This is a genomic window from Pseudomonas kuykendallii, from assembly GCF_900106975.1.
Lineage (GTDB): Bacteria > Pseudomonadota > Gammaproteobacteria > Pseudomonadales > Pseudomonadaceae > Pseudomonas_O > Pseudomonas_O kuykendallii.
Genome location: NZ_FNNU01000002.1, coordinates 745553 through 770673 on the forward strand (window position 1 = coordinate 745553; position 25121 = coordinate 770673).

22 protein-coding genes are annotated in these 25121 nt (G+C 65.3%); 19 read left to right on the top strand and 3 right to left on the bottom strand.

What is annotated here, in order from left to right:
* Positions 1-3 precede the first annotated feature (3 nt).
* The 10 genes from lpxB to ispD all read left to right on the top strand — a co-directional run bounded on the left by lpxB (position 4) and on the right by ispD (position 12957).
* Positions 4-1137: a lipid-A-disaccharide synthase gene (gene lpxB / locus BLV15_RS08635; protein ID WP_090226662.1), complete on the top strand. Its 1134-nt coding sequence runs from the start codon at positions 4-6 to the stop codon at positions 1135-1137.
* Complete coding sequence (gene rnhB / locus BLV15_RS08640) at positions 1137-1772, top strand: ribonuclease HII (protein ID WP_090226665.1); 636 nt, start codon at positions 1137-1139, stop codon at positions 1770-1772. Before lpxB ends, rnhB begins: the two co-directional genes overlap by 1 nt.
* 113 nt (positions 1773-1885) lie before the next feature.
* The gene (gene dnaE, locus BLV15_RS08645) at positions 1886-5416 is read left to right on the top strand and encodes a DNA polymerase III subunit alpha (RefSeq protein ID WP_090226668.1); all 3531 of its coding nucleotides are present in this window, start codon (positions 1886-1888) and stop codon (positions 5414-5416) included.
* Between the two features lie 117 nt (positions 5417-5533).
* The gene (locus BLV15_RS08650) at positions 5534-6484 is read left to right on the top strand and encodes an acetyl-CoA carboxylase carboxyltransferase subunit alpha (protein WP_090226670.1); all 951 of its coding nucleotides are present in this window, start codon (positions 5534-5536) and stop codon (positions 6482-6484) included.
* Between the two features lie 95 nt (positions 6485-6579).
* On the top strand, positions 6580-7893 hold the full coding sequence (gene tilS / locus BLV15_RS08655; protein WP_090227428.1) for a tRNA lysidine(34) synthetase TilS: 1314 nt from the start codon (positions 6580-6582) through the stop codon (positions 7891-7893).
* A gap of 154 nt (positions 7894-8047) precedes the next feature.
* Positions 8048-9679, top strand: coding sequence for a CTP synthase (locus BLV15_RS08660; protein ID WP_090226672.1), 1632 nt, complete (start codon positions 8048-8050; stop codon positions 9677-9679).
* A complete protein-coding gene (gene kdsA, locus BLV15_RS08665; protein ID WP_090226674.1) occupies positions 9676-10521 on the top strand; it encodes a 3-deoxy-8-phosphooctulonate synthase in 846 nt (281 codons plus the stop codon). Before BLV15_RS08660 ends, kdsA begins: the two co-directional genes overlap by 4 nt.
* Positions 10522-10609: 88 nt before the next feature.
* On the top strand, positions 10610-11899 hold the full coding sequence (gene eno / locus BLV15_RS08670) for a phosphopyruvate hydratase (protein ID WP_090226676.1): 1290 nt from the start codon (positions 10610-10612) through the stop codon (positions 11897-11899).
* 78 nt (positions 11900-11977) lie between these two features.
* Positions 11978-12256, top strand: a complete 279-nt coding sequence (gene ftsB / locus BLV15_RS08675) for a cell division protein FtsB (RefSeq protein WP_090226677.1) — start codon at positions 11978-11980, stop codon at positions 12254-12256.
* Entirely contained in the window at positions 12253-12957 is a 705-nt protein-coding gene (gene ispD, locus BLV15_RS08680) for a 2-C-methyl-D-erythritol 4-phosphate cytidylyltransferase (RefSeq protein WP_090226679.1), read from the top strand. Before ftsB ends, ispD begins: the two co-directional genes overlap by 4 nt.
* A gap of 73 nt (positions 12958-13030) precedes the next feature.
* Here ispD and BLV15_RS08685 read toward each other — a convergent pair whose 3' ends face one another.
* Positions 13031-13936, bottom strand: coding sequence for a LysR family transcriptional regulator (locus tag BLV15_RS08685; protein ID WP_090226681.1), 906 nt, complete (start codon positions 13934-13936; stop codon positions 13031-13033).
* Between the two features lie 102 nt (positions 13937-14038).
* Between BLV15_RS08685 and BLV15_RS08690 the strand changes: the two genes are divergently transcribed.
* From BLV15_RS08690 to rpoS, 9 genes are all read left to right on the top strand, one after another.
* Positions 14039-15151 carry an S-(hydroxymethyl)glutathione dehydrogenase/class III alcohol dehydrogenase gene (locus BLV15_RS08690; RefSeq protein ID WP_090226684.1) on the top strand — a complete coding sequence of 371 codons (1113 nt, stop codon included), beginning with the start codon at positions 14039-14041 and terminating at the stop codon, positions 15149-15151.
* Between the two features lie 125 nt (positions 15152-15276).
* On the top strand, positions 15277-16122 hold the full coding sequence (fghA, locus tag BLV15_RS08695; protein WP_090226688.1) for an S-formylglutathione hydrolase: 846 nt from the start codon (positions 15277-15279) through the stop codon (positions 16120-16122).
* A gap of 67 nt (positions 16123-16189) precedes the next feature.
* Positions 16190-16426: a hypothetical protein gene (locus BLV15_RS21810; protein ID WP_139210697.1), complete on the top strand. Its 237-nt coding sequence runs from the start codon at positions 16190-16192 to the stop codon at positions 16424-16426.
* A gap of 21 nt (positions 16427-16447) precedes the next feature.
* Positions 16448-16921, top strand: a complete 474-nt coding sequence (gene ispF / locus BLV15_RS08700) for a 2-C-methyl-D-erythritol 2,4-cyclodiphosphate synthase (RefSeq protein ID WP_090226691.1) — start codon at positions 16448-16450, stop codon at positions 16919-16921.
* Positions 16918-17964 (top strand): tRNA pseudouridine(13) synthase TruD, encoded by a 1047-nt coding sequence (truD, locus tag BLV15_RS08705; protein ID WP_090226693.1) that lies wholly within the window; start codon positions 16918-16920, stop codon positions 17962-17964. The genes ispF and truD overlap by 4 nt, the downstream gene beginning before the upstream one ends.
* Positions 17964-18716: a 5'/3'-nucleotidase SurE gene (gene surE, locus BLV15_RS08710; RefSeq protein WP_090226696.1), complete on the top strand. Its 753-nt coding sequence runs from the start codon at positions 17964-17966 to the stop codon at positions 18714-18716. The genes truD and surE overlap by 1 nt, the downstream gene beginning before the upstream one ends.
* A gap of 38 nt (positions 18717-18754) precedes the next feature.
* Positions 18755-19390, top strand: coding sequence for a protein-L-isoaspartate(D-aspartate) O-methyltransferase (locus BLV15_RS08715; protein WP_175534335.1), 636 nt, complete (start codon positions 18755-18757; stop codon positions 19388-19390).
* A 176-nt stretch (positions 19391-19566) separates the two neighbouring features.
* Positions 19567-20427, top strand: a complete 861-nt coding sequence (locus BLV15_RS08720; protein ID WP_217632876.1) for a peptidoglycan DD-metalloendopeptidase family protein — start codon at positions 19567-19569, stop codon at positions 20425-20427.
* 92 nt (positions 20428-20519) lie between these two features.
* Complete coding sequence (gene rpoS, locus BLV15_RS08725) at positions 20520-21512, top strand: RNA polymerase sigma factor RpoS (RefSeq protein WP_090226701.1); 993 nt, start codon at positions 20520-20522, stop codon at positions 21510-21512.
* A 456-nt stretch (positions 21513-21968) separates the two neighbouring features.
* On the opposite strand, the gene fdxA is transcribed toward rpoS, so the two are convergent.
* Both fdxA and mutS read right to left on the bottom strand, forming a co-directional pair.
* A complete protein-coding gene (gene fdxA, locus BLV15_RS08730) occupies positions 21969-22292 on the bottom strand; it encodes a ferredoxin FdxA (RefSeq protein ID WP_090226703.1) in 324 nt (107 codons plus the stop codon).
* A 134-nt stretch (positions 22293-22426) separates the two neighbouring features.
* Positions 22427-25006: a DNA mismatch repair protein MutS gene (gene mutS, locus BLV15_RS08735; protein WP_090226706.1), complete on the bottom strand. Its 2580-nt coding sequence runs from the start codon at positions 25004-25006 to the stop codon at positions 22427-22429.
* Between the last annotated feature and the right edge of the window lie 115 nt (positions 25007-25121).

Below are 25121 nucleotides of genomic sequence, written 5' to 3' on the forward strand. Positions count from 1 at the left end.
CCCATGAGCAGGCCATTGCGCATCGCCCTGATCGCCGGCGAAGCGTCCGGGGACATTCTCGGCGCCGGTTTGATGCAGGCACTCAAGGTTCGACACCCGCAGGTCGAGTTCGTCGGCATCGGCGGGCCGCGGATGATCGCCGAAGGGCTGAATTCCTATTTCCCCATGGAGCGCCTGGCGGTGATGGGCCTGGTCGAGGTGCTGGGGCGCCTGGCCGAGCTGCTGGCGCGTCGTCGACGTCTGGTCGCCACGCTGATCGAGCAGCGCCCGGACGTCGTGATCGGCATCGATGCGCCGGACTTCAACCTCGGCCTGGAGCTCAAGCTGCGTCGTGCCGGGATTCGTACCGTGCACTACGTCAGCCCATCGGTGTGGGCCTGGCGGCAGAAGCGGGTGTTCAAGATCCGCGATGCCTGCGACCTGATGCTTACGCTATTTCCCTTCGAGGCGCGTTTCTACACCGAACACCAGGTTCCGGTGCATTTCGTCGGTCATCCGCTGGCCGATGCGATTCCTCTCGAAGTCGACCGCGCCGCGGCGCGGCTCGCGCTGGGACTTCCCCAGGGGGCGCCGGTGGTCGCGCTGCTGCCCGGTAGCCGCGGCGGTGAAGTCGGGCGGCTTGGCGGGCTGTTCCTCGACACCGCGGGGCGCCTGCTGGCCAGCCGTCCCGATCTGCGCTTCGTGCTGCCCTGCGCCAGCCCCGAGCGGCGCGCGCAGCTCGAGCAGATGCTGGTCGGGCGCGATCTGCCGTTGAGCCTGCTCGACGGTCAGTCCCACGAGGCACTCGGCGCCTGCGACGCGGTGCTGATCGCCTCGGGCACCGCGACCCTCGAGGCGCTGCTGTGCAAGCGGCCGATGGTGGTGGCTTACAAGGTTGCGCCGCTGACCTATCGAATCCTCAGCCGCCTGGTCAAGAGTCCCTACGTGTCTCTGCCCAACCTGCTCGCCGGTCGCCTGCTGGTGCCCGAACTGCTGCAGGATGCGGCGACGCCCGAAGCGCTGGCCGCCGAGCTCCTGCCGTTGCTGGACGACGGCGAGGTGCAGACCGAAAGCTTCGACGCCATTCACCGCACGCTGCGTCGCGATGCCTCGGCCGAGGCGGCGAGTGCGGTGTTGCAACTGGTGGAGCGCACCTGATGCAGATGGGCCTGGATTTCAGCCTGGTGGAAGAGCTGGTCGCCGGCGTCGACGAAGTCGGCCGCGGCCCGCTGTGCGGCGCGGTGGTCACTGCCGCGGTGATCCTCGACCCGGCGCGGCCGATCCTCGGTCTGAACGACTCGAAGAAACTCAGCGAGGCCCGCCGCGAGCGGCTCTTCGACGAGATCCGCGAGAGGGCGCTGGCCTGGTGCATCGGCCGCGCCGAGGTGGAGGAGATCGATTCGCTGAATATCCTTCACGCCACCATGCTGGCCATGCAGCGCGCGGTCGAAGGCCTCGGCATCAAGCCGAAGCTGGCGCTGATCGACGGCAATCGCTGCCCGAAGCTCGGTGTGCCCAGCGCCGCCGTGGTTCAGGGCGACTCCAAGGTGCCGGCGATCGCCGCCGCTTCGATCCTCGCCAAGGTCAGCCGAGACCGCGAAATGGGCGTGCTCGAGCAGCAGTACCCCGGATATGGCTTCGCCGCGCACAAGGGCTACGCCACCGCCGAACACCTGGAAGCGCTGCGTCGCCTGGGGCCGACGCCGATCCACCGGCGCTCCTTCGCGCCGGTTCGCGAAGCCTGGCTGGCCATCGAGGCGCAGACCAGCGAGCAGGTTCCCTCGTTCTTCTGAGCGCGTTCCGCGCCGTCCCGCTGGTTCGTCGCCCGCACCCCTGATGCCTCCCCGCACCGGGCAAAACCGTTACAATCCCACCCCTGTTTTTTGCCCCGCTGAAGGTTTCCGCCATGCCCGCTTCGTTCGTCCACCTGCGCCTGCATACCGAGTTTTCCCTGGTGGATGGGCTGGTTCGGGTCAAGCCGCTGGTCAAGGCGGTGGCGGGTAAGGGCATGCCGGCGGTGGCGGTCACCGACCAGAACAACATGTGTTCGCTGGTGAAGTTCTACAAGGCGGCGATGGGCGCCGGCATCAAGCCGATCTGTGGCGCGGACATCTGGATGGCCAGCCGTCACGAGGACGGCCCGCTGACCCGGCTGACGCTGCTGGCGATGAACCCCAAGGGTTACCGCAACCTCACCGAGCTGGTCTCGCGCGGCTGGACCGATGGCCAGAGTAACGACATGGTAATCATCCAGCGCGACTGGGTGAAGGAAGCCGCCGAAGGGCTGATCGCGCTGTCCGGCTCCAAGGAAGGCGAGATCGGCCTGGCGCTGCTCGCCGGCGACGAGCGCGAAGCGGATGCGCTGCTCGCCGAATGGCAGGCGGTGTTCCCCGAGCGTTTCTACCTGGAGATCCAGCGCACCAGCCGGGTCAACGACGAGGAGCACCTGCACGCCGCCGTGGCCCTCGCCGAACGCGGCGGTGCCTCGCTGGTGGCGACCAACGACGTGCGCTTCATCAAGCAGGACGACTTCGAGGCCCACGAAACCCGCGTGTGCATCGGCGAAGGCCGTGGCCTCGACGATCCGCGCCGGCAGCGCAACTATTCGGACCAGCAGTACCTGAAGAGCCCGGAGGAAATGGCCGAGCTGTTCAGCGATCTGCCCGAGGCGCTGGAAAACACCGTCGAGATCGCCAAGCGCTGCAACATCGAGGTGCAGCTGGGCAAGTACTTCCTGCCCAACTTCCCGGTGCCGGACGGCATGACCATGGACGAGTACTTCCGCAAGGTCTCCTTCGACGGCCTTGAGGAGCGCCTGGAAGTGCTGCTGCCCAGGGACACCCCGGACTACGAGGCGAAGAAGCAGGTCTACATCGACCGGCTGAATTTCGAGCTGGATATCATCATCCAGATGGGCTTCCCCGGTTACTTCCTGATCGTCATGGACTTCATCCAGTGGGCCAAGCGCAACGGCGTGCCGGTGGGGCCGGGGCGTGGATCGGGTGCCGGTTCGCTGGTCGCCTACGTGCAGAAGATCACCGACCTCGACCCGCTGGCCTACGACCTGCTGTTCGAGCGCTTCCTCAACCCCGAACGGGTCTCCATGCCCGACTTCGATGTCGACTTCTGCATGGACGGCCGCGACCGGGTGATCGACTACGTCGCCGAGAAATACGGGCGCAACGCGGTGAGCCAGATCATCACCTTCGGCACCATGGCGGCCAAGGCCGTGGTGCGCGACGTGGCGCGGGTGCAGGGCAAGTCCTACGGCCTGGCCGACCGCCTGTCGAAGATGATTCCCTTCGAGGTCGGCATGACCCTGGAGAAGGCCTACGAGATGGAGGAGCCGCTGCGCGACTTCCTCAAGGTCGACGAAGAGGCGGCGGAAATCTGGGAGATGTCGCTCAAGCTCGAGGGCATCTGCCGCGGCACCGGCAAGCACGCCGGCGGCGTGGTCATCGCGCCGACCAAGCTCACCGACTTCTCGCCGATCGCCTGCGACGAGGAGGGCGGCGGGCTGGTGACCCAGTTCGACAAGGACGACGTCGAGCAGGCCGGCCTAGTCAAGTTCGACTTCCTCGGCCTGCGCACCCTGACCATCATCAAGTGGGCGCTGGAGACGATTCACCGCGAGCAGCGGCGCAAGGGCGTGTCCGAGCAGTATCTGGTCAACATCGACTTCATCCCGCTCGACGACAAGGCCACCTACGCGATGCTGCAGAAGGCCGAGACCACGGCCGTGTTCCAGCTCGAATCGCGCGGCATGAAGGAGCTGATCAAAAAGCTCAAGCCAGACTGCCTGGAAGACATGATCGCCCTGGTGGCGCTGTTCCGCCCCGGCCCGCTGCAGTCGGGCATGGTGGACGACTTCATCAACCGCAAGCACGGCCGCGAGCCGCTTTCCTACCCGCACCCGGATTACCAGTACGCGGGACTGGAGCCGGTGCTCAAGCCCACCTACGGCATCATCCTGTATCAGGAGCAGGTGATGCAGATCGCCCAGGTGATGGCCGGCTACACGCTCGGCGGCGCCGACATGCTGCGCCGCGCGATGGGCAAGAAGAAGCCCGAGGAAATGGCCAAGCAGCGCGGCGGCTTCATCGAAGGCTGCGCGCGCAACAACATCGACGCCAACCTCGCCGGCAACATCTTCGACCTGGTGGAAAAGTTCGCCGGCTACGGCTTCAACAAATCCCACTCGGCCGCCTACGGGCTGGTCTCCTACCAGACCGCCTGGCTCAAGGCACATCACCCGTCGCCGTTCATGGCCGCCGTGCTCTCGGCGGACATGCACAACACCGAGAAGGTCGTGACCCTGATCGAAGAGTGCCGCAGCATGAAGCTGCGCATTCTCGCGCCGGACGTGAACAACTCCGAGTTCAAGTTCACCGTGGATGACGACGGCCGCATCGTCTATGGCCTGGGCGCCATCAAGGGCGTCGGCGAAGGTCCGGTGGAAGCGATTTCCGAATGCCGCAGCGAAGGCGGGCCGTTCACCGACCTGTTCGACTTCTGCGCCCGCGTCGACCTCAAGCGGATCAACAAGCGCACCCTCGAGGCGCTGATTCGGGGCGGTGCGCTGGACCGCCTCGGGCCGTACTTCTTCGAGGAGCCCAAGGCCTACCAGGCCAACATCGACCGCAACCGCGCGGTGTTGCTGGCGGCGATGGAGGAGGCGGTGCAGGCCGCCGAGCAGACCGCGCGCAGCCACGACAGCGGGCACATGGACCTGTTCGGCGGGCTGTTCTCCGAGCCGGAGGCGGATGTCTACGGCAACCACCGCAACGCCCGGGAGCTGTCGCTCAAGGAACGTCTGCGCGGCGAGAAGGAGACCCTCGGGCTCTATCTCACCGGCCATCCGATCGACGAGTACGAAGGCGAGGTGCGTCGTTTCGCCCGCCAGCGCATCGTCGAGCTGAAGCCGGCGCGCGACACCCAGACCGTCGCCGGGCTGATCGTCGCGTTGCGCGTGATGAAGAACAAGAAGGGCGACAAGATGGGCTTCATCACCCTCGACGACCGCTCCGGCCGCATTGAGGCCTCGCTGTTCGCCGAAGCCTTCAACACCGCCAGCGCGCTGCTGCAGACCGATGCGCTGGTAGTGGTCGAGGGCGAAGTCAGCAACGATGACTTCTCCGGCGGCCTGCGCCTGCGCGCCAAGCGCGTGATGAGTCTCGAAGAAGCGCGTACCGGGCTGGCCGACAGCCTGCGGGTCAAGGTCGCCGCCGACGCGCTCAAGGGCGATCGCCTGCGCTGGCTGGCCGACCTGTGCGGACGTCACCGCGGCTCCTGTCCGATCACCATGGACTACACCGGCAGCGAGGCGCGCGCCCTGCTGCAGTTCGGTGAAAGCTGGCGAATCGAGCCGGCGGACAACTTGATCCAGGCATTGCGTGACCAGTTCGGGCGCGACAACGTCTTCCTGCACTACCGTTGACCGCAGGAGTCCAACTCCTGCGCCCAACTCGACCCGGAGCGCCCGATCCCGTAAGGTAGGGCGCCAAAAACGGAACAGCTTCTCGGCCGCCTGGCCGTCGACGCATGACGGATGCCTATGAACCCGAACTTTCTCGATTTCGAACAGCCGATCGCCGACTTGCAAGCCAAGATCGAAGAACTGCGCCTGGTCGGTAACGACAATTCGCTGAACATCGGCGACGAAATTGCCCGCCTGCAGGACAAGAGCGAATCGCTCACCGAAAGCATCTTCGGCAACCTCAGCAGCTGGCAGATCGCCCAGCTCGCCCGCCATCCGAAGCGTCCGTACACGCTCGACTACATCGAACACGTGTTCAGCGAGTTCGACGAGCTGCACGGCGACCGCCACTTCTCCGACGATGCCGCCATCGTCGGCGGCGTAGCCCGCCTGAACGACGCTCCGGTAATGGTCATCGGCCACCAGAAGGGCCGCGAAGTGCGCGAGAAGGTCCGTCGCAACTTCGGCATGCCGCGTCCCGAGGGCTACCGCAAGGCCTGCCGCCTGATGGAAATGGCCGAGCGCTTCAGGATGCCGATCCTGACCTTCATCGACACCCCCGGCGCCTACCCAGGGATCGATGCCGAAGAGCGCAACCAGAGCGAAGCCATCGCCTGGAACCTGCGTGTGATGGCGCGGCTGAAGACGCCGATCATCGCCACGGTCATCGGCGAGGGTGGTTCCGGTGGCGCGCTGGCCATCGGCGTCTGCGACCAGCTGAACATGCTGCAGTACTCGACCTACGCGGTGATCTCGCCGGAAGGCTGCGCCTCGATCCTCTGGAAGACCGCCGAGAAGGCTCCCGATGCCGCAGAGGCCATGGGCATCACCGCCGAGCGCCTGAAAGGCCTGGGCATCGTCGACAAGGTGATCGGCGAGCCGCTGGGCGGCGCGCACCGCAATCCGGCCGCCATGGGCGCCAACCTGCGTGACACGCTGAGCGAGCAACTGGCGTTCCTCAAAGACATGGACCAGGACGCGCTGCTCGAGCGCCGTTACGCGCGCCTGATGAGCTACGGCGTCGCCTGACGCCCGTTTCCGGCGTAGCGTCCGCTGAGGCGGGCGCTATGCCGGGCAGGTCTTTCGCCCGTCCGGGCCGGCTCCCCTTCGAGGCCGCCGCCAGCATGAACCTCGAAACCCGTCTCCTCGCTGCCCTCGCGCCCTGGCGCTCCGCTCCGGCGTGGCAAGTGGCATTCTCCGGCGGGCTCGATTCCAGCGTTCTTCTGCACCTGCTCGCCCGGCTCGCCGAGCGCGAGGCATTGCCGGCGCTTTCCGCCATCCACGTCCACCACGGCCTGCAGACGGTGGCCGACGCCTGGCCCGCGCACTGTCAGGCGTTCTGCTCGGCGCTCGGTGTCGCGCTGCGGGTCAGCCGGGTGCAGGTCGATTCCCGCGCCAGCCTCGAGCGCGCCGCCCGCGAGGCGCGTTACCGAGCGTTCGCCGAGGGCCTGGGCGAGGGTGAAGTCCTGTTGGTGGCGCAGCATCGCGACGACCAGGCGGAAACCCTGCTGCTGCGCCTGCTGCGTGGCGCCGGCGTGCGCGGTCTGGCGGCGATGCCGGCCAGCCGGGCGCTCGGTCGCGGGCAACTGGTCCGCCCGCTGCTGGAGGTTCCGCGTCGCGAGCTGGAAGCCTACGCCCGGCAGCACGGGCTGAGCTGGATAGAAGACCCGAGCAACGCCGACGGCCGCTTCGCGCGCAATCACCTGCGTCATGCGGTCTTTCCGCAATTCGACGGGCATTGGCCGCAGGCAGTGCAGAGCCTGGCGCGCAGCGCCGCGCATCTGCGCGAGGCCCAGGCCCTGCTCGACGAGCGTGCCATCGAAGACCTGGAGGCCGCAAAAAGCCCCGCGCCCTTCGCCTGGCTGACGCTGCCCTCGCTGGCGCTGGCGCCCCTGCTGGCGTTGTCGCCGGCGCGCCAGCGCAACGCGCTGCGCTACTGGCTGGCGCCGCTGACACCGCTGCCGGACAGCGATCACTGGGCCGGCTGGGAAGACCTCTGCGGCGCCGCGCTGGACGCGTCACCGGTCTGGCGCCTGGGCGGCGGCGAGCTGCATCGTGCCGCGGGGCGCATCTGGTGGCTGTCCGGGGATTGGTTGCGGGTTCCCCTCGAACCGCCGGCGTGGACCGATCCCTCGACGCCGCTGCAACTGCCCGGGAACGGCTGCCTCGAATGGCGCGCAACAGCGCCGTGCGACCCGCTCCGGGTGCGTTATCGCCAGGGTGGCGAGCGCCTGGAAGGGCCCGGCCGAGGGCATCGCGACCTCAAGCGGCTGCTCAACGAAATGGCGCTGCCGGCGTTCGTGCGCGGGCGTTTGCCGCTGCTCTATCGCGGCGACGAACTGCTCGCGGTGGCGAACCTGCCGGCCCTCGCGCCGCGCGCTTCGCAGGGTGGCGAGCTGATCTGGACGCTACCGACGAGCGACCAAGGTTTGAGCTGATAGGGGCTTTCCGGTAGACTACGCTCCCGTCTTATACAGCTTCTGTGCGCCTCCCTCGGAGTTCGCAGAAGTTGGCCATTGCCGCCTCGTGCGCAATCGCTCTTCGCTCCCCTTCGGCGGTTTACCGCCTGAACGCAGACTTCTAGGATCTTTCATGACGCGCTACATCTTCGTCACGGGTGGTGTTGTTTCTTCATTGGGGAAAGGCATCGCTTCGGCTTCATTGGCGGCCATCCTGGAGGCGCGGGGCCTGAAGGTCACCATGCTCAAGCTGGACCCCTACATCAACGTCGATCCGGGCACCATGAGCCCGTTCCAGCACGGTGAGGTGTTCGTCACCCACGACGGCGCCGAGACCGACCTCGACCTGGGCCACTACGAGCGGTTCATCCGCACCACGATGACCCAGAACAACAACTTCACCACCGGCCGCGTCTACGAGGACGTGCTGCGTCGCGAGCGACGCGGCGACTACCTCGGCGCGACCATCCAGGTGATTCCGCACATCACCGACGAGATCAAGCGGCGCATCATCAAGGGCGCCGGTGATGCCGACGTGGCGATGGTCGAGATCGGCGGAACGGTGGGCGACATCGAATCGCAGCCGTTCCTCGAGGCGATCCGCCAGTTGCGCGTCGAGGTCGGCGCCAAGCGCGCGATGCTGATGCATCTGACCCTGGTGCCCTACATCGCCACCGCCGGCGAGACCAAGACCAAGCCCACCCAGCACTCGGTGAAGGAGCTGCGCTCCATCGGCCTGCAGCCGGACGTGCTGATCTGCCGTTCCGACCATCCGGTGGACGTGTCGTCGCGGCGCAAGATCGCGCTGTTCACCAACGTCGAAGAGCGCGCGGTGATCGGCCTGGAAGACGTGGACACCATCTACAAGATTCCCGCGGTGCTGCACGCCCAGGGCCTGGACGACTTCGTCGTCGAGCGTTTCGGCCTGCAGTGCGGCCCGGCCGACCTGTCCGAGTGGGATCGCGTCGTCGACGCCAAGCTGCACCCGGAAAACGAAGTGACCATCGCCATGGTCGGCAAGTACATGGAGCTGCTGGACGCCTACAAGTCGCTGATCGAAGCGCTGAGCCACGCCGGTATCCAGAGCCGCACCAAGGTCAACCTGCGCTACATCGATTCCGAAGACATCGAGAACCAGGGCACCGGCCTGCTCGAAGGCGTCGATGCCATCCTGGTTCCGGGTGGCTTCGGCCTGCGCGGCGTGGAAGGCAAGATCGCCACTGTCAAATACGCCCGCGAGAACAAGATTCCCTACCTTGGCATCTGCCTGGGCATGCAGGTCGCGGTGATCGAGTTCGCCCGTGACGTGCTGGGCTGGAGCGACGCCAACTCCACCGAGTTCGACAAGGCCTCGGGGCATCCGGTGGTCGGCCTGATCACCGAATGGGAAGACGCCGCCGGCGGCGTCGAAGTCCGCAGCGAAGCCTCCGACCTCGGCGGCACCATGCGTCTGGGCGCCCAGGAATGCCAGCTCGAGAGTGGCTCGCTGGTCCACGACTGCTACGGCAAGGACGTGATCGTCGAGCGTCATCGCCATCGCTACGAAGTGAACAACAACCTGCTGCCGCAACTGATCGAGGCCGGCCTGAAGATCACCGGCCGCTCCGGCGACGGCGCGCTGGTGGAAGTGGTCGAGGCGCCGGATCACCCGTGGTTCGTCGCCTGCCAGTTCCACCCCGAGTTCACCTCCACCCCGCGTGACGGCCACCCGCTGTTCAGCGGCTTCGTGAATGCCGCGCTGGCGCAGAAGGCCCGTAAAGCATGAGCCAGAAGATCATCCGCGTCGGCAACATCGAGATCGCCAACGACAAGCCTTTCGTGCTGTTCGGCGGCATCAACGTGCTCGAATCCCGCGACCTGGCGATGAAGACCTGCGAGGAATACGTGCGGGTCACCGAGAAGCTCGGCATTCCGTACGTGTTCAAGGCCAGCTTCGACAAGGCCAACCGCTCCTCCGTCACCTCGTTCCGCGGCCCCGGTCTGGACGAGGGCATGAAGATCTTCGAGGACGTGAAGAAGGCCTTCGGCGTGCCGGTGATCACCGACGTTCACGAGCCGTATCAGGCGCAGCCCGTGGCGGACGTGTGCGACATCATCCAACTGCCGGCCTTCCTCTCGCGGCAGACCGATCTGGTGGTGGCGATGGCCAAGACTGGCGCGGTGATCAACATCAAGAAGGCCCAGTTCCTCGCCCCGCAGGAAATGAAGCACATCCTCGCCAAGTGCGAAGAGGCCGGTAACGACCAGTTGATCCTTTGCGAGCGCGGTTCCAGCTTCGGCTACAACAACCTGGTCGTCGACATGCTCGGCTTCGGCATCATGAAGTCCTTCGAGTACCCGGTGTTCTTCGACGTCACCCACGCCCTGCAGATGCCGGGCGGCCGCGCCGATTCGGCGGGCGGGCGTCGCGCGCAGGTCACCGACCTGGCCAAGGCCGGTCTCAGCCAGGGCCTCGCCGGATTGTTCCTCGAAGCGCATCCGGACCCGGACCACGCCAAGTGCGACGGTCCCTGCGCACTGCGTCTGGACAAGCTCGAGCCGTTCCTCACCCAGCTCAAGCAGCTGGATGACCTGATCAAGCGCTTCGCCCCCATCGAAACGGCCTGAATTTTCCGCGCGCGCTGCGATCTAAACGCCGCCGCGCAGGTCTTTAGGATTCTCAGCCGCGTTTTCGTCAACTTCTGGAGTTACAAGAATGGCAAAGATCGTCGACATCAAGGGACGTGAAGTCCTCGACTCCCGTGGCAACCCCACCGTGGAAGCCGATGTGATCCTGGACAACGGCATCGTCGGCCGCGCCTGCGCGCCGTCGGGCGCCTCCACCGGATCGCGCGAAGCGCTGGAACTGCGCGACGGCGACAAGAGCCGTTACCTGGGCAAGGGCGTGCTCAAGGCCGTGGACAACATCAACGGGCCGATCCGCAGCCTGCTGCTGGGCGAGGACCCGGTCGAACAGGCCGCGCTGGACCGCGCGATGATCGAGCTGGACGGTACCGAGAACAAGGCCAAGCTGGGCGCCAACGCGATCCTCGCCGTCTCCCTGGCCGCCGCCAAGGCCGCCGCCGAGGACCAGGACCTGCCGCTCTACGCGCACATCGCCAACCTCAACGGCACGCCGGGCGTCTACTCGATGCCGGTGCCGATGATGAACATCATCAACGGTGGCGAGCACGCCGATAACAACGTCGACATCCAGGAATTCATGGTCCAGCCGGTTGGAGCCAAGACTTTCGCCGATGCGCTGCGCATGGGCGCGGAAATCTTCCATCACCTCAAGGCCGTGCTGAAAGCCCGTGGCCTGAGCACCGCGGTGGGCGACGAGGGCGGCTTCGCGCCGAACCTGGAATCCAACGAAGCGGCGCTGTCGGCCATCGCCGAAGCCATCGCCAACGCCGGCTACACCCTAGGCACCGACGTGACCTTGGCCCTGGACTGCGCGGCCAGCGAGTTCTTCGAAGGCGGCAAGTACGACCTCTCCGGCGAAGGCAAATCCTTCGACGCCGCCGGTTTCGCCGACTACCTGAAAGGCCTGACCGAGCGCTTCCCGATCATCTCCATCGAAGACGGCCTGGACGAGTCTGACTGGGCGGGCTGGAAGATACTCACCGACAAGATCGGCGAGAAGGTCCAACTGGTCGGTGACGACCTGTTCGTGACCAACACCAAGATCCTCAAGGAAGGCATCGACAAGGGCATCGCCAACTCGATCCTGATCAAGTTCAACCAGATCGGCTCGCTGACCGAAACCCTGGAAGCCATCCAGATGGCCAAGGCCGCCGGCTACACCGCGGTGATCTCGCACCGCTCCGGCGAAACCGAAGACAGCACCATCGCCGACCTGGCCGTAGGCACCGCCGCCGGCCAGATCAAGACCGGTTCGCTGTGCCGCTCCGACCGCGTTTCCAAGTACAACCAGCTGCTGCGCATCGAAGAGCAGCTCGGCGGAAAAGCACCCTACAAGGGGCGCGCGGAGTTCCGCGGCTAACCAGCGCTGTGCTAAAAGGGCGGCCACGGCCGCCCTTTTTTGTCGCCGAATCTCATCAACCGCGGGCTCTATTTTCTGATGCGTAGTCCTTACTGGCTTTTCGTCGTGCTGATCCTGCTGCTGGCGGGTCTGCAATACCGACTCTGGGTCGGTGACGGCAGCCTGGCGCAAGTCACCGAGCTGAATCGCCAGATCAGCGATCAGAAGGGCGAGAACGAACGCCTGCTCGAGCGCAACCGCGTGCTCGAAGCCGAAGTGATGGAACTGAAGAAAGGTACCGAGACCGTCGAGGAACGTGCCCGCCACGAACTCGGCATGGTCAAGGACGGCGAGACCCTCTACCAATTGGCCCAATGAATTCCCAGCCGCACTTCTGGGCGGTGATTCCCGCCGCCGGCGTCGGCGCCCGCATGCGTGCCGACCGACCCAAGCAGTACCTGCCGCTCGGCGGCCGGACGCTTCTCGAACACACCCTCGATTGCTTCCTCGATCATCCCGGCCTGCGCGGGCTGGTGCTCGCGCTCGGCCGCGACGATCCCTACTGGCCGACCCTGGCCTGCGCCGACGACCCGCGCATCCAGCGCGCCGACGGTGGCGCGGAGCGGGCGGACTCCGTGCTCAACGCGCTGGTGAAACTCGAAGCCCTGGGCGCCAGTGTCGACGACTGGGTACTGGTGCACGATGCCGCGCGGCCGAATCTCGCCCGCAGCGATCTGGACCGCCTGCTCGGAGAGCTGGCCGACGATCCGGTCGGCGGCCTGCTCGCGGTGCCGTCGCGCGACACGGTCAAGCTCGCCGGCGTCGACGGCAAGGTCGCCCGCACCCTCGACCGTCAACTGATCTGGCTCGCCTTCACCCCGCAGATGTTCCGCCTCGGCGCGTTGCGTCAGGCGTTGGAGCAGGGCTTGGCCAGCGGCGCGGCGATCACCGACGAAGCGTCGGCGATGGAGCTGGCCGGCGCTGCGCCGCGGCTGATCGAGGGCCGCGCCGACAACCTCAAGGTCACCCGCCCGGAAGACCTGGAGTGGCTGCGGCTGGCGTGGAAGCAAAAGTGCTGACCCGGCGTCACCGAGCGACGGATTCGCCGTGAGCCCGGCGAAACTACCACCACACTCGGTTACTCCGTGGCCTTCAAACCACCAACGCCTGGTACTCCGCTCTCTGCGCCAGACCGGTCTTCAGGGCCTGCACCAGTTGGCCGACCTTCGGCGAGAGAAAGCGTCGCTGCGGATAGACCGCCCACACCGCCGTGTTCGGTGGCTGGTGGTGTTCCAGCAGGCTGACCAGTTCGCCGCGGCGCAGCGGCTCCAGCACGTAGTAGTCCGGCAACTGGCACAGGCCAAAACCGCGCAGCGCGGCGTCGAGCACCGCCTGGCCGCTGTTGCAGCGCCAGTTGCCGCTGGGCCTGAACGGATGCTCGCGGCCGCCGTCCTGAAGCATCCAGGTATCGCTGGTGCCGATCAGGCAGTTGTGTGCCGCCAGTTCCGACAGCGTGTGCGGGCGGCCGTAGCGCTCCAGATAGGCGGGCGCGGCGCAGAGGTACATGGCGCGCGGTGCGAGACGGGTGGCGACCAGTCGCGATTCGCTCAGGCGCCCCAGGCGGATCGCCAGGTCGAAGCCCTCCTGAACCAGGTCGAGCGTGCGGTTGGACAGTTCGATTTCCACCCGCAGCTGCGGATGACGCGCCATGAATTCATTCACCAGCGGCACGATGAAGCGTTCGCCGTAGGCTACCGCCGCGGTCATGCGCAGCAGCCCGGTGGGCGCGCCCTGGAGATCGCCGACGGCGAGGAAGGCGGCGTCACGTTCCTCGATCAGCCGCTGGCAGCGGGCGAAGAAGGTCTGCCCGGCTTCGGTCAGCGAGACCTTGCGCGTGGTGCGGTAGAGCAAGCGTGCCTGCAGCCGTTCCTCCAGGCGCGCCACCTGGCGGCTGACGTGGGAGGAAGACACCCGCAGCCGCTCGGCCGCGCGCAGGAAGTTGCCGCATTCGGCGACGGCGACGAACTCGTCCAGACCTTCCCAGCGGTGCGCGCTCATCGATTGTCCCTGTATGGCAATAAAGTTTCCTTGGATCATCCATTATCCCAGTCTGTGCGTGAATTACACTCTGGGTTTTCTGCTCACCCGAGAGATTTCGCCATGATCAAATCCCGCGCCGCCGTGGCCTTCGCGCCGAACGAACCCCTGAAGATCGTCGAAGTGGACGTCGCGCCGCCGAAGGCCGGCGAGGTGCTGGTACGCATCGTCGCCACTGGCGTCTGCCATACCGATGCCTACACGCTGTCCGGCGCCGACTCCGAGGGTGTGTTCCCGTCGATCCTCGGTCACGAAGGCGGCGGCATCGTCGAAGCCATTGGCGAGGGCGTCACCTCGGTGAAGGTCGGCGACCACGTCATCCCGCTGTACACCGCCGAATGCCGCCAGTGCAAATTCTGCCTGTCCGGCAAGACCAACCTGTGCAGCTCGGTGCGCGCCACCCAGGGCAAGGGCCTGATGCCCGACGGCACCTCGCGTTTCTCCTACAACGGTGAGCCGATCTACCACTACATGGGTTGCTCGACGTTCTCCGAGTACACCGTGCTGCCGGAAGTGTCCCTGGCGGTGATCCCGAAGGAAGCGCCGCTGGAAAAGGTCTGCCTGCTCGGTTGCGGCGTGACCACCGGGATCGGCGCCGTGCTCAACACCGCGAAGGTGGAAGAGGGCGCCACCGTGGCGATCTTCGGCCTGGGCGGCATCGGCCTGGCGGCGATCATCGGCGCCAAGATGGCCAAGGCCTCGCGCATCATCGCCATCGACATCAACCCGGCCAAGTTCGACGTGGCCCGCGAGCTGGGCGCGACCGACTTCGTCAATCCGAAGGATCACGACAAGCCGATCCAGGACGTCATCGTCGAAATGACCGATGGCGGCGTGGACTACAGCTTCGAGTGCGTCGGCAACGTGCAACTGATGCGTGCGGCGCTGGAATGCGCGCACAAGGGCTGGGGCGAGAGCGTGATCATCGGCGTGGCCGGCGCTGGCCAGGAGATCAGCACGCGTCCGTTCCAGCTGGTCACCGGGCGCGTCTGGCGCGGTTCGGCATTCGGCGGCGTTAAGGGTCGCACCGAGCTGCCGAGCTACGTGGAGAAGGCGCAGAGCGGCGAGATTCCGCTGGACACCTTCATCACCCACACCATGGGCCTGGAGCATATCAACGAGGCCTTCGACCTGATGCACGAAGGCAAGAGCATCCGCACCGTCATCCATTACTGATAGCCGCAAGCGACAAGCTTCAGGACGGGTGGCACAGCGCCACTCGACGCCTGCGGTTCTTTCGTAGGGTGCGCCATGCGCACCGCTAACCCCCTGGTGCGCATGGCGCACCCTACGGAGTGGTCATGAGCCTCGAAATCGTTTCCAGCAACAAGAGCTTCGGCGGCTGGCACAAGCGCTACAAGCACCGCTCTTCCAGCCTCAACTGCGACATGGTGTTCGCGGTCTACCTGCCGCCGCAGGCCGAGCAGGGCGCCAGGCTGCCGGTGCTCTACTGGCTCTCGGGCCTGACCTGCACCGACGAGAACTTCATGCAGAAGGCCGGCGCGCACCGGCTGGCGGCCGAACTCGGGTTGATCATCGTCGCCCCGGACACCAGCCCGCGCGGCGAAGGCGTGGCGGACGACGCCAATGGCGCCTACGACTTCGGCCTCGGTGCCGGCTTCTACCTCAACGCCACCCAGCAGCCCTGGGCGAAGCACTACCGGATGTACGACTACGTGGTCGACGAGTTGCCGGCGCTGATCGAGGCCAACTTCCCGGTCTCCGACAGGCGCGGTATCGCCGGACACTCCATGGGCGGGCACGGCGCGCTGGTCTGTGCGCTGAAGAACCCCGGCCGCTACCAGTCGCTGTCCGCTTTCGCGCCCATCGCCAACCCGATGAACTGCCCGTGGGGCGAGAAGGCCTTCTCCAACTACCTGGGCGAGGACCGTTCGCGCTGGCGCGAGTGGGATGCCAGCGTGCTGATCCTCGACGCCACGCAGAAGCTGCCGATACTCATCGACCAGGGCGATCGCGACGATTTCCTGGTCAACCAGCTCAAGCCGGAAGCCTTGCAGGCGGCGGCCTCGGCGGCGTCGCACCCGTTGCAGCTGCGCCTGCAGCCGGGTTACGACCACAGCTACTACTTCATCGCCAGCTTCATCGACGATCACCTGCGCCATCATGCGCAGTTCCTGAAGGGGTAAGTCATCTGGGCGGGACGGGTTTCGCTGCGCGCAGCCCGTCCCCGGTTCGTGATTGCCGCAGTCGGCCTTGAACCTGGAAGCCGATCTCGGCGACCTGGGCTTCATCCGCGTCGACACTCGAGAAGGCAAACGACGCCCCGGTCGGGTCACCGAGGGTGCGCGTCACGCGGTGACGATCTTCCCGGCCAATGCGCGTTCCGCCAGCCATCGCCCGGTTTCGCGACCCTGTCATCGAAGGGCCGGCGCGCGCTTTCGGAAGGCTGCCGCGCTGGCATGCGCGCTTTCCTTTAGAATCACGGGCTGACTTTCCCAGGGTTACTTTTCCATGCGTATTGGCCACGGCTACGACGTGCACCGCTTCGGCGAGGGCGATTTCATCACCCTCGGCGGGGTGCGCATTCCTCATCGTTTCGGGCTCGTCGCCCACTCCGACGGCGACGTGCTGCTGCACGCGCTGAGCGACGCGTTGCTCGGTGCGGTGGCGCTCGGTGACATCGGCCGGCATTTCCCCGACACCGATCCGCAATTCAAGGGCGCCGACAGCCGCGCGCTGCTGCGCCATGTGCTGCGCTTGGTCGCCGAGAAGGGCTGGAAGGTCGGCAACGTCGACGCAACCATCGAGGCCCAGGCGCCGAAGATGGCGCCGCATATCGAGACGATGCGCGCGCTGATCGCCGAAGACCTGCAGGTCGCGCTGGATCAGGTCAACGTCAAGGCCACCACCACCGAGAAGCTCGGCTTCGTCGGACGCGAAGAAGGCATCGCCGTGCATGCGGTGGCGCTGTTGCTGCCGCTATGACCGAACTCGAACTGCTCGGGCCGCGTGCCCACGGCGAACCCTGCGGGCATGCGCTGCTCAAGGAGACCACCGAAGACTTCCAAGTCGACGAGGTGCTCGACATCCCGCTGACGGGCGAGGGCGAGCACCTCTGGCTTTGGGTGGAAAAGCGCGGTCTGAATACCGAGGAGGCGGCCCGGCGGATCGCCAAGGCCGCCGGCGTACCGCTGAAGATGATCAGCTATGCCGGTCTCAAGGACCGCCAGGCACTGACCCGCCAATGGTTCAGCCTGCACCTGCCGGGCAAGTCCGATCCCGACCTCGGCGCTGCGGAAAACGACAGCCTGCGCCTCCTCGAGCGGACACGCCACACGCGCAAACTGCAGCGTGGCGCGCACGCCGCCAACGGCTTCACCCTGCGCCTGACCGCCCTGGAGGCCGACCGTGACGCGCTCGAGGTGCGTCTGCAGTGCATCGCCGCCGAGGGTGTGCCGAACTACTTCGGACTGCAGCGCTTCGGCCACGAAGGCGGCAACCTGGCGGGTGCCCGGGAATTCGCCCGCCGTGGCGAGATGCCGGAACAGCGCAACCTGCGCTCGCGGACGCTTTCGGCGGCGCGCAGCTACCTGTTCAACCGCGTCGTGGCCGAGCGTGTCGCCGCGGGCAGCTGGAATCGGGCGCTGGTCGGCGATCTGCTGGCCTTCACCGACAGCCGGAGCTTCTTCCCCGCCGGTGAGGCCGAGTGCGCCGATCCTCGTCTGGCGATTCTCGATCTGCATCCCACCGGCGCGCTCTGGGGCAAGGGCGAATCGCCGGCCGCTGCCGCCGTGCAGGCCCTGGAGAATGGCGTGGGACAACGCGAAGCGGCACTGTGCGATTGGCTGGCCAGTGCGGGCATGGCGCACGAACGGCGAATCCTGCGCCTCCCCATCGGCGGCCTGGCATGGCATTATCCCCGACCTGACATTCTGCAACTCGAATTCGTCCTGCCGGCTGGATGCTTCGCCACCGCCGTGGTGCGCGAGATCGTCGATCTCTCGCCGGCAGGGCAGACGGACCTCTAATGCGTATTCTGATCGCCAACGACGACGGGGTTTATGCGCCCGGCCTCGCCGCGCTGTATGGCGCGTTGTCGGATTTCGCCGCGTGCTCGGTGGTCGCACCGATCCAGGACATGAGCGGCGCCAGCAGCGCGCTGACCCTCGATCGTCCCCTGCATCCCATCGTCATGCCCAACGGCTTCATCGGCCTCAACGGCTCGCCCACCGACTGCGTGCACCTGGGCCTCAACGGCTTGCTCGCCGAAGCGCCGGACATGGTCGTCTCGGGGATCAACCTGGGCGCCAACCTGGGCGACGACGTGCTCTATTCGGGCACGGTGGCCGCGGCCATCGAAGGCCGTTTCGCCGGCAGCCCGGCGTTCGCCTTCTCGCTGGTTTCCCGCCGCCCGGACAACCTACCCGCCGCGGCCTCCATCGCCCGCCGGCTGGTGGAGCAGCATCACACTCTGGATCTGCCTCCGCGTACCGTGCTCAGCGTGAACATTCCGGACCTGCCGCTGGAGCAGATCCGCGGCATCCAGCTGACCCGCCTGGGCCACCGGGCGCGGGCCAAGCCGCCGGTGAAGCAGGTGAACCCGCGTGGCAAGGAAGGCTACTGGATCTCGGTTTCCGGGGACGCCGAGGACGGCGGCCCTGGCACCGATTTCCACGCCGTGACGCAAGGCTACGTGTCGATCACGCCGTTGCAGCTGGACCGTACCTTCCATGAGGCTTTCAAGGGGCTCGACGGTTGGCTGGAGGGCTTGCTGCGATGAAGCGCGAACACGACGACATCATCCATCGTGGCACCGGCATGACGTCCCAGCGCACCCGCGACCGGCTGATCCAGCGGTTGTACGAGGAAGGGCTGTCCAATCCGCATGTCCTCGAAGTGATCCGTCGCACGCCGCGCCATTTGTTCGTCGACGAGGCCCTGGCGCACCGCGCCTACGAAGACACCGCGCTGCCCATCGGCCACAACCAGACCATCTCCCAGCCGTTCATGGTCGGCCGCATGACCGAACTGCTGCTGGCTGCCGGCCCGCTGGACAAGGTATTGGAGATTGGCACCGGCTCGGGTTACCAGACTGCCGTGCTCGCCCAACTGGTCGAGCGGGTGTTCTCGGTGGAGCGCATCCAGACCTTGCAGGACCGCGCGAAGGAACGCTTGGTCGAACTCAAATTGCGCAACGTGGTCTTTCGCTGGGGGGATGGCTGGGAAGGCTGGCCGGCGCTGGCGCCTTACAACGGCATCATCGTTACCGCTGCCGCCGCCGATGTGCCCCAGGCGCTGCTGGATCAGCTGGCGCCGGGTGGACGCCTGGTGATCCCGGTCGGCGCGGGCGACGTTCAGCAACTGATGCTGATCGTCCGCGAGGACAACGGTTTTTCCCGCCATGTACTGGATGCGGTGCGCTTCGTTCCGCTGTTGAACGGTCCGCTGGCCTGAATCGCTCTGGAAGGATCCATGGATAACGCTTTTCCGCTACATCAGGGCATTTCTTCGGGTCTGCCCTCAGTTCTTCTCTCTTCCGCTCCCGTGGTTGCTGCCGGCGAATTTGTATCGATTCGTTTCCAAGGCCGTGAGCTGGCGGGCGTTTATCACATTCACGCTGGGAGCCTCGGGTGAGCGCTACGAACAGGCAGCTCAAACGCGGTGACTTGTGGATCCTCGGTGGTTTGCTCATCGGCGCGCTTCTCGGCGGTTGCGCCAGCTCGTCTTCGAGTGGCGTGCAGGTCGTCGATCGCAACAAGAGCGGTGCCAGCTCGCGGCAGCCGGTTACCAGCGGCCAGTACACCGTTCAACGCGGTGACACCCTGTTCTCCATCGCCTTCCGTTATGGCTGGGACTGGAAGGCGTTGGCGGCGCGCAACGGCATCCCGCCGCCCTATGTCATCCGCCCCGGTCAGAAGATCCGTTTTGGCAACGGCGCCAGCCAGCCTGCCGCGCCAACGGCGGTCGCCAGTGCCAGCACGCCCGTCGTGACCACGATGCCGACGCCCAGCGCGCCGGTGCTGATCGTCCCGCAACCGGTAACTGGAACTCCGACCACCGCGCCCCGGCCTGTCACGCCGACCGTGGCGACCACTCCGACGCAGTCGGTGGACCGTTCTCCCAGCGGCTGGGCATGGCCCGCAAATGGCGTTTTGATCGGTAAATTCTCATCAAACGGTAGTTTGAATAAAGGAATTGATATAGCGGGGGAATTGGGCCAGCCTGTTTTAGCTGCGTCTGATGGCTCTGTGGTGTACGCCGGCAGTGGATTGCGGGGTTACGGCGAACTGGTAATCATCAAACATAGCGATACCTATGTGAGTGCCTACGGACACAACCGGAGGCTCTTGGTGCGGGAGGGAGAGCAGGTCAAGGCCGGGCAAACCGTTGCCGAGATGGGATCCACCGGAACCGATCGGGTGAAGCTCCACTTCGAGATTCGCCGTCAAGGCAAGCCAGTCGATCCTCTGCAATATTTGCCGCGCCGCTGATCTGTAAATACCTCCTGCGGAAATGAATGAGTCGGGCCCACCACGGAAAGGTGGCCGAACTCATTGTCGAACTCAGCAGAAGGACAACAAGAATGGCGCTCAACGAAGAAGCCACCGGGTTTGATGTCGACGAAGATGTGTTGCTTATGGAATCGGCTCTGGTTCTTGATGAGGCACCACACGATGAACCTGACAAACCGACCAGATCTAAAGCGGCAGCCGCCAAGCAGCATAAGTACATCGACTACACACGGGCGCTGGACGCCACTCAGCTCTACCTCAACGAAATCGGTTTCTCCCCGCTCCTGACTCCCGCAGAAGAAGTTCATTTCGCGCGCCTCTCGCAAAGCGGCGACCCCGCGGGGCGCAAGCGCATGATCGAGAGCAACCTGCGCCTGGTGGTAAAGATCGCTCGTCGCTACGTCAACCGTGGTCTTTCCCTGCTGGATCTGATCGAGGAAGGTAATCTCGGCTTGATCCGCGCCGTGGAGAAGTTCGACCCGGAGCGTGGTTTCCGTTTCTCCACCTATGCCACCTGGTGGATTCGGCAGACCATCGAACGCGCGATCATGAACCAGACGCGCACCATTCGACTGCCGATCCATGTGGTCAAGGAACTGAACGTCTATCTGCGCGCCGCGCGTGAGCTGACGCAGAAGCTCGATCACGAGCCCTCCGCCGAGGAAATCGCCGGACTGCTCGAGAAGCCGGTGTCCGAGGTCAAACGCATGCTCGGCCTCAACGAGCGGGTGACGTCGGTAGATGTCTCGCTGGGCCCGGATTCCGGCAAGACCCTGCTCGAAACCCTCACCGACGATCGTCCCTCCGATCCGTGCGACCTGCTGCAGGATGATGACCTTTCGCAAAGCATCGATCAGTGGCTGTCCGACCTCACCGACAAGCAGCGTGAAGTGGTGGTCCGCCGCTTTGGCCTGCGTGGCCATGAAAGCTCCACGCTGGAGGAGGTGGGCCAGGAAATCGGTCTCACCAGGGAGCGGGTTCGGCAGATTCAGGTCGAAGCGCTCAAACGCCTGCGGGAGATTCTGGAGAAGAACGGTCTCTCCAGCGATTCTCTGTTCCAATAGCGTGAATGCGGTAGCAAAGACCCGACGTTAAGTCGGGTTTTTTGTGATTCTGTGTAAGTAATTGCTTACGTAGGTGTAAGCATAAATAGATAAAACGCTAAGTCTTTTGCGGAAATATTCTGAGAGAAAAACGGTAGTTATCTGTTTTATAAAGGATTTATTTTTAAGAAAGCATTTTTTTCGAGATCGATTCTGGATATTGGGCAGATTGCCGTTGTCCCGCAGCAGGATATGATCGCGCCGTGCTCAGGGAAATAGAGCACAGGTCGGTAAGGATGCCGACCCAGGACACTCGCAGGATTGCGAGGCATCAGGATGATGATGGGACAGGCAGGGACTAGGGATAAAAGTGGGCGGGGTCAAACCCGCCCCTTTTTTTGCCTGGAGGAAAGTGTGCGTTTTCCAGATCCAATAAAAAGGCCCGCGTCAGCGGGCCTTTTTTTCATGGCGGGGCGATCAGCGCTCGAGGTGCTGGAGCTTGTCCTTCACGCCATCCCATTCCTCTGCGTCAGGCAGGGCTTCCTTCCGCTCGGTGATGTTCGGCCAGATCTCCGCCAGTTCGGTGTTCAGCTCGATGAACTGCTGCATGCCGTCCGGTATTTCGTCTTCGGAGAAAATCGCCTGCGCCGGACATTCCGGTTCGCACAGGGCGCAATCGATGCACTCGTCCGGGTGGATCACCAGGAAGTTCGGACCTTCGTAAAAGCAGTCCACCGGACAGACTTCCACACAGTCGGTGTATTTGCATTTGATGCAATTGTCGGTGACGACGAAGGTCATTCAGGTTCTCTCCTCAGACTACGGCTGCGATCCTCTGCTGGGACGTTGCAGCTCGATAAGTGATGACCTCGGCTCAGGCGGGGGCCGGGCAATCCTAAAGCGCGCGGGATTCTAACAGCTTGCTTGCGTTGCCGTTAGAGCCGCTGCTTCCATTCATATAACAGCTGCATAGCATGCCGCGGTGTCAGCTCGTCCGGATTGATCCTCGCCAACTCATCGAGAATCGGGTGCGGCAGGCTGGCGAACAGGTCGTTCTGCACCGGAGCCAGGGGTTTTCCGGGCTCCTGGCGCAGTGCTTCATGCGGCAGACTGGTGACTTCGAGGCGCGCAAGATGCTCCTTGGCGCGGCCGATCACGTCGCCGGGGACACCCGCCAGCTGCGCGACCGCCAGGCCATAGCTCTGGCTGGCGGGGCCAGGCAGGACGTGATGGAGGAAGACGATCCGCTCGTTGTGCTCGGTGGCGTTGAGGTGGACGTTGGCGACCACCGGTTCGCTTTCCGGCAGCACCGTCAGCTCGAAGTAGTGAGTGGCGAAGAGCGTGTAGGCGCGTAGCCGGGCCAGGTGTTCGGCCGCCGCCCAGGCCAGCGAGAGGCCGTCGAAGGTGCTGGTGCCGCGGCCGACTTCGTCCATCAGCACCAGGCTGCGGTCGGTGGCGTTGTGCAGGATGTTGGCGGTTTCGCTCATCTCGACCATGAAGGTCGAGCGGCCGCCGGCGAGGTCGTCGGATGAGCCAATGCGGGTGAAGATGCGATCCACCAGCGACAGTTCGCAGCGCGCCGCCGGGACGAAGCTGCCGACATGCGCGAGCAGCACGATCAGCGCCGTTTGCCGCATGTAGGTCGATTTACCGCCCATATTCGGACCGGTGATCACCAGCATTCGGGTGCCGTTGTCGAGCGACAGGTCGTTGGCGACGAAGGGCGTTTCCAGCACTTGCTCGACCACCGGGTGGCGGCCTTGCTCGATGCGCATGCAGGGTTCTTCGACGAAGCGCGGACGGTTCAGGTCGAGGTTCAGCGAGCGCTCGGCGAAGTTGCTCAGCACGTCGAGTTCGGCCAGCGCGGCGGCGGTGTCCTGCAGCGGCGCCAAGTGTTCGATCAGCAGCTCTAGCAGTTCCTCGTAGAGCAGCTTCTCGCGGGCCAGCGCGCGGCTCTTGGCCGACAGCGCCTTGTCTTCGAAGGCCTTGAGCTCGGGCGTGATGAAGCGCTCGGCGCCCTTGAGCGTCTGTCGGCGGATGTAGTCGGCCGGCGCCGATTCGGCCTGCTTGCTCGGCAGCTCGATGAAATAGCCGTGCACGCGGTTGTAGCCGACCTTCAGGTTGGGCAACCCGGTGCGCGCCTTTTCCCGGGTTTCCAGGTCCATGAGGAACTGTCCGGCGTTCTCGCTGAGCGACAGCAGCTCGTCCAGTTCGGCGTCGTAGCCGTTCTTCAGCACGCCGCCGTCGCGGATGACCGCCGGCGGGTTGTCGATGATCGCGCGTTGCAGCAGGTCGGCGAGTTCCGGATAGGTGCGGATGCTCTGTGCCAGTTGCAGCAGGTGGTCGGCGACCAGGTCGTGCAAGCCGTTCTGCAGTTCCGGCAGGGCGCTGAGTGCGTCCCGCAGGCGTGCCAGGTCGCGCGGGCGGGCGTTGCGCAGGCCGATGCGGGCGAGGATGCGTTCGACGTCGCCGATTTCCTTGAGCTGCGGTTGCAACTGCTCGAACCGATAGCGCTCCAGCAGGCAGGTGATGGAATCCTGGCGCGCTTCGAGCACCGCGCGGTCGCGCAATGGACGGTTCAGCCAGCGCGTCAGCAGGCGGCTGCCCATCGCGGTCTGGCAGCGGTCCATCACCGATTGCAGGGTGTTGTCTCGACCGCCGGAGAGGTTGGTGTCCAGCTCCAGGTTGCGCCGGCTGGCGCCGTCGAGGATCACCGTGTCGTCGAGCCGCTCGTGGCGCAGGCTGCGCAGGTGCGGCAGGGCGGTGCGCTGGGTTTCCTTGGCGTAGCCGAGCAGGCAGCCGGCGGCGCCGATGGCCAGCGTCAGGTTTTCGCAGCCGAAGCCCTTCAGGTCCTGCGTGGCGAACTGCTGGCAAAGGCTCTTGAAGGCGGAGTCGCGGTCGAAGTCCCAGGGCGCGCGGCGCCGCGAGCCACGGCGTTTCTCGGCGGGCAGACCCTGCGGCCAGTCATCCGGAATCAGCAGCTCGGCCGGGTTCAGCCGGTCCAGCTCGGCCAGCAGGTTTTCCCAGCCGGCGATTTCCTGAACGCTGAAACGGCCACTGGAAATATCCAGCACCGCCAGGCCGAACAGACGCTCGTCGCCGAGCACGGCCATCAGCAGGTTGTCGCGACGTTCGTCGAGCAGTGCCTCATCGCTGATGGTGCCCGGCGTGATGATGCGTACCACCTGGCGTTCCACCGGGCCCTTGCTGGTGGCCGGATCGCCGATCTGCTCGCAGATCACCACCGACTCGCCGAGCTTGACCAACTTGGCCAGGTAGCCTTCGGCGGAGTGATGCGGGATGCCGCACATCGGTATCGCCTGGCCAGCGGACTGGCCGCGCGCGGTGAGGGTGATGTCGAGCAGCTTGGCGGCCTTCTTCGCGTCTTCGTAGAAGATCTCGTAGAAGTCGCCCATGCGATAGAACATCAGTTGGTCGGGGTGCTGGTTTTTCAGCGACCAGTACTGTTGCATCATCGGCGTATGTGCCGAAAGATCCTTATTTTGCTTTGCCATCAGTGACTTAGGGATTCTGAAGGGTTGCTGGGGAAGGGCGGCGCGCGGTCGGAGATCGGCGCCGGATCACCCGGAAGACAATGCAGCGGCTGGCTGCGGCGATGGCGAAGATTAC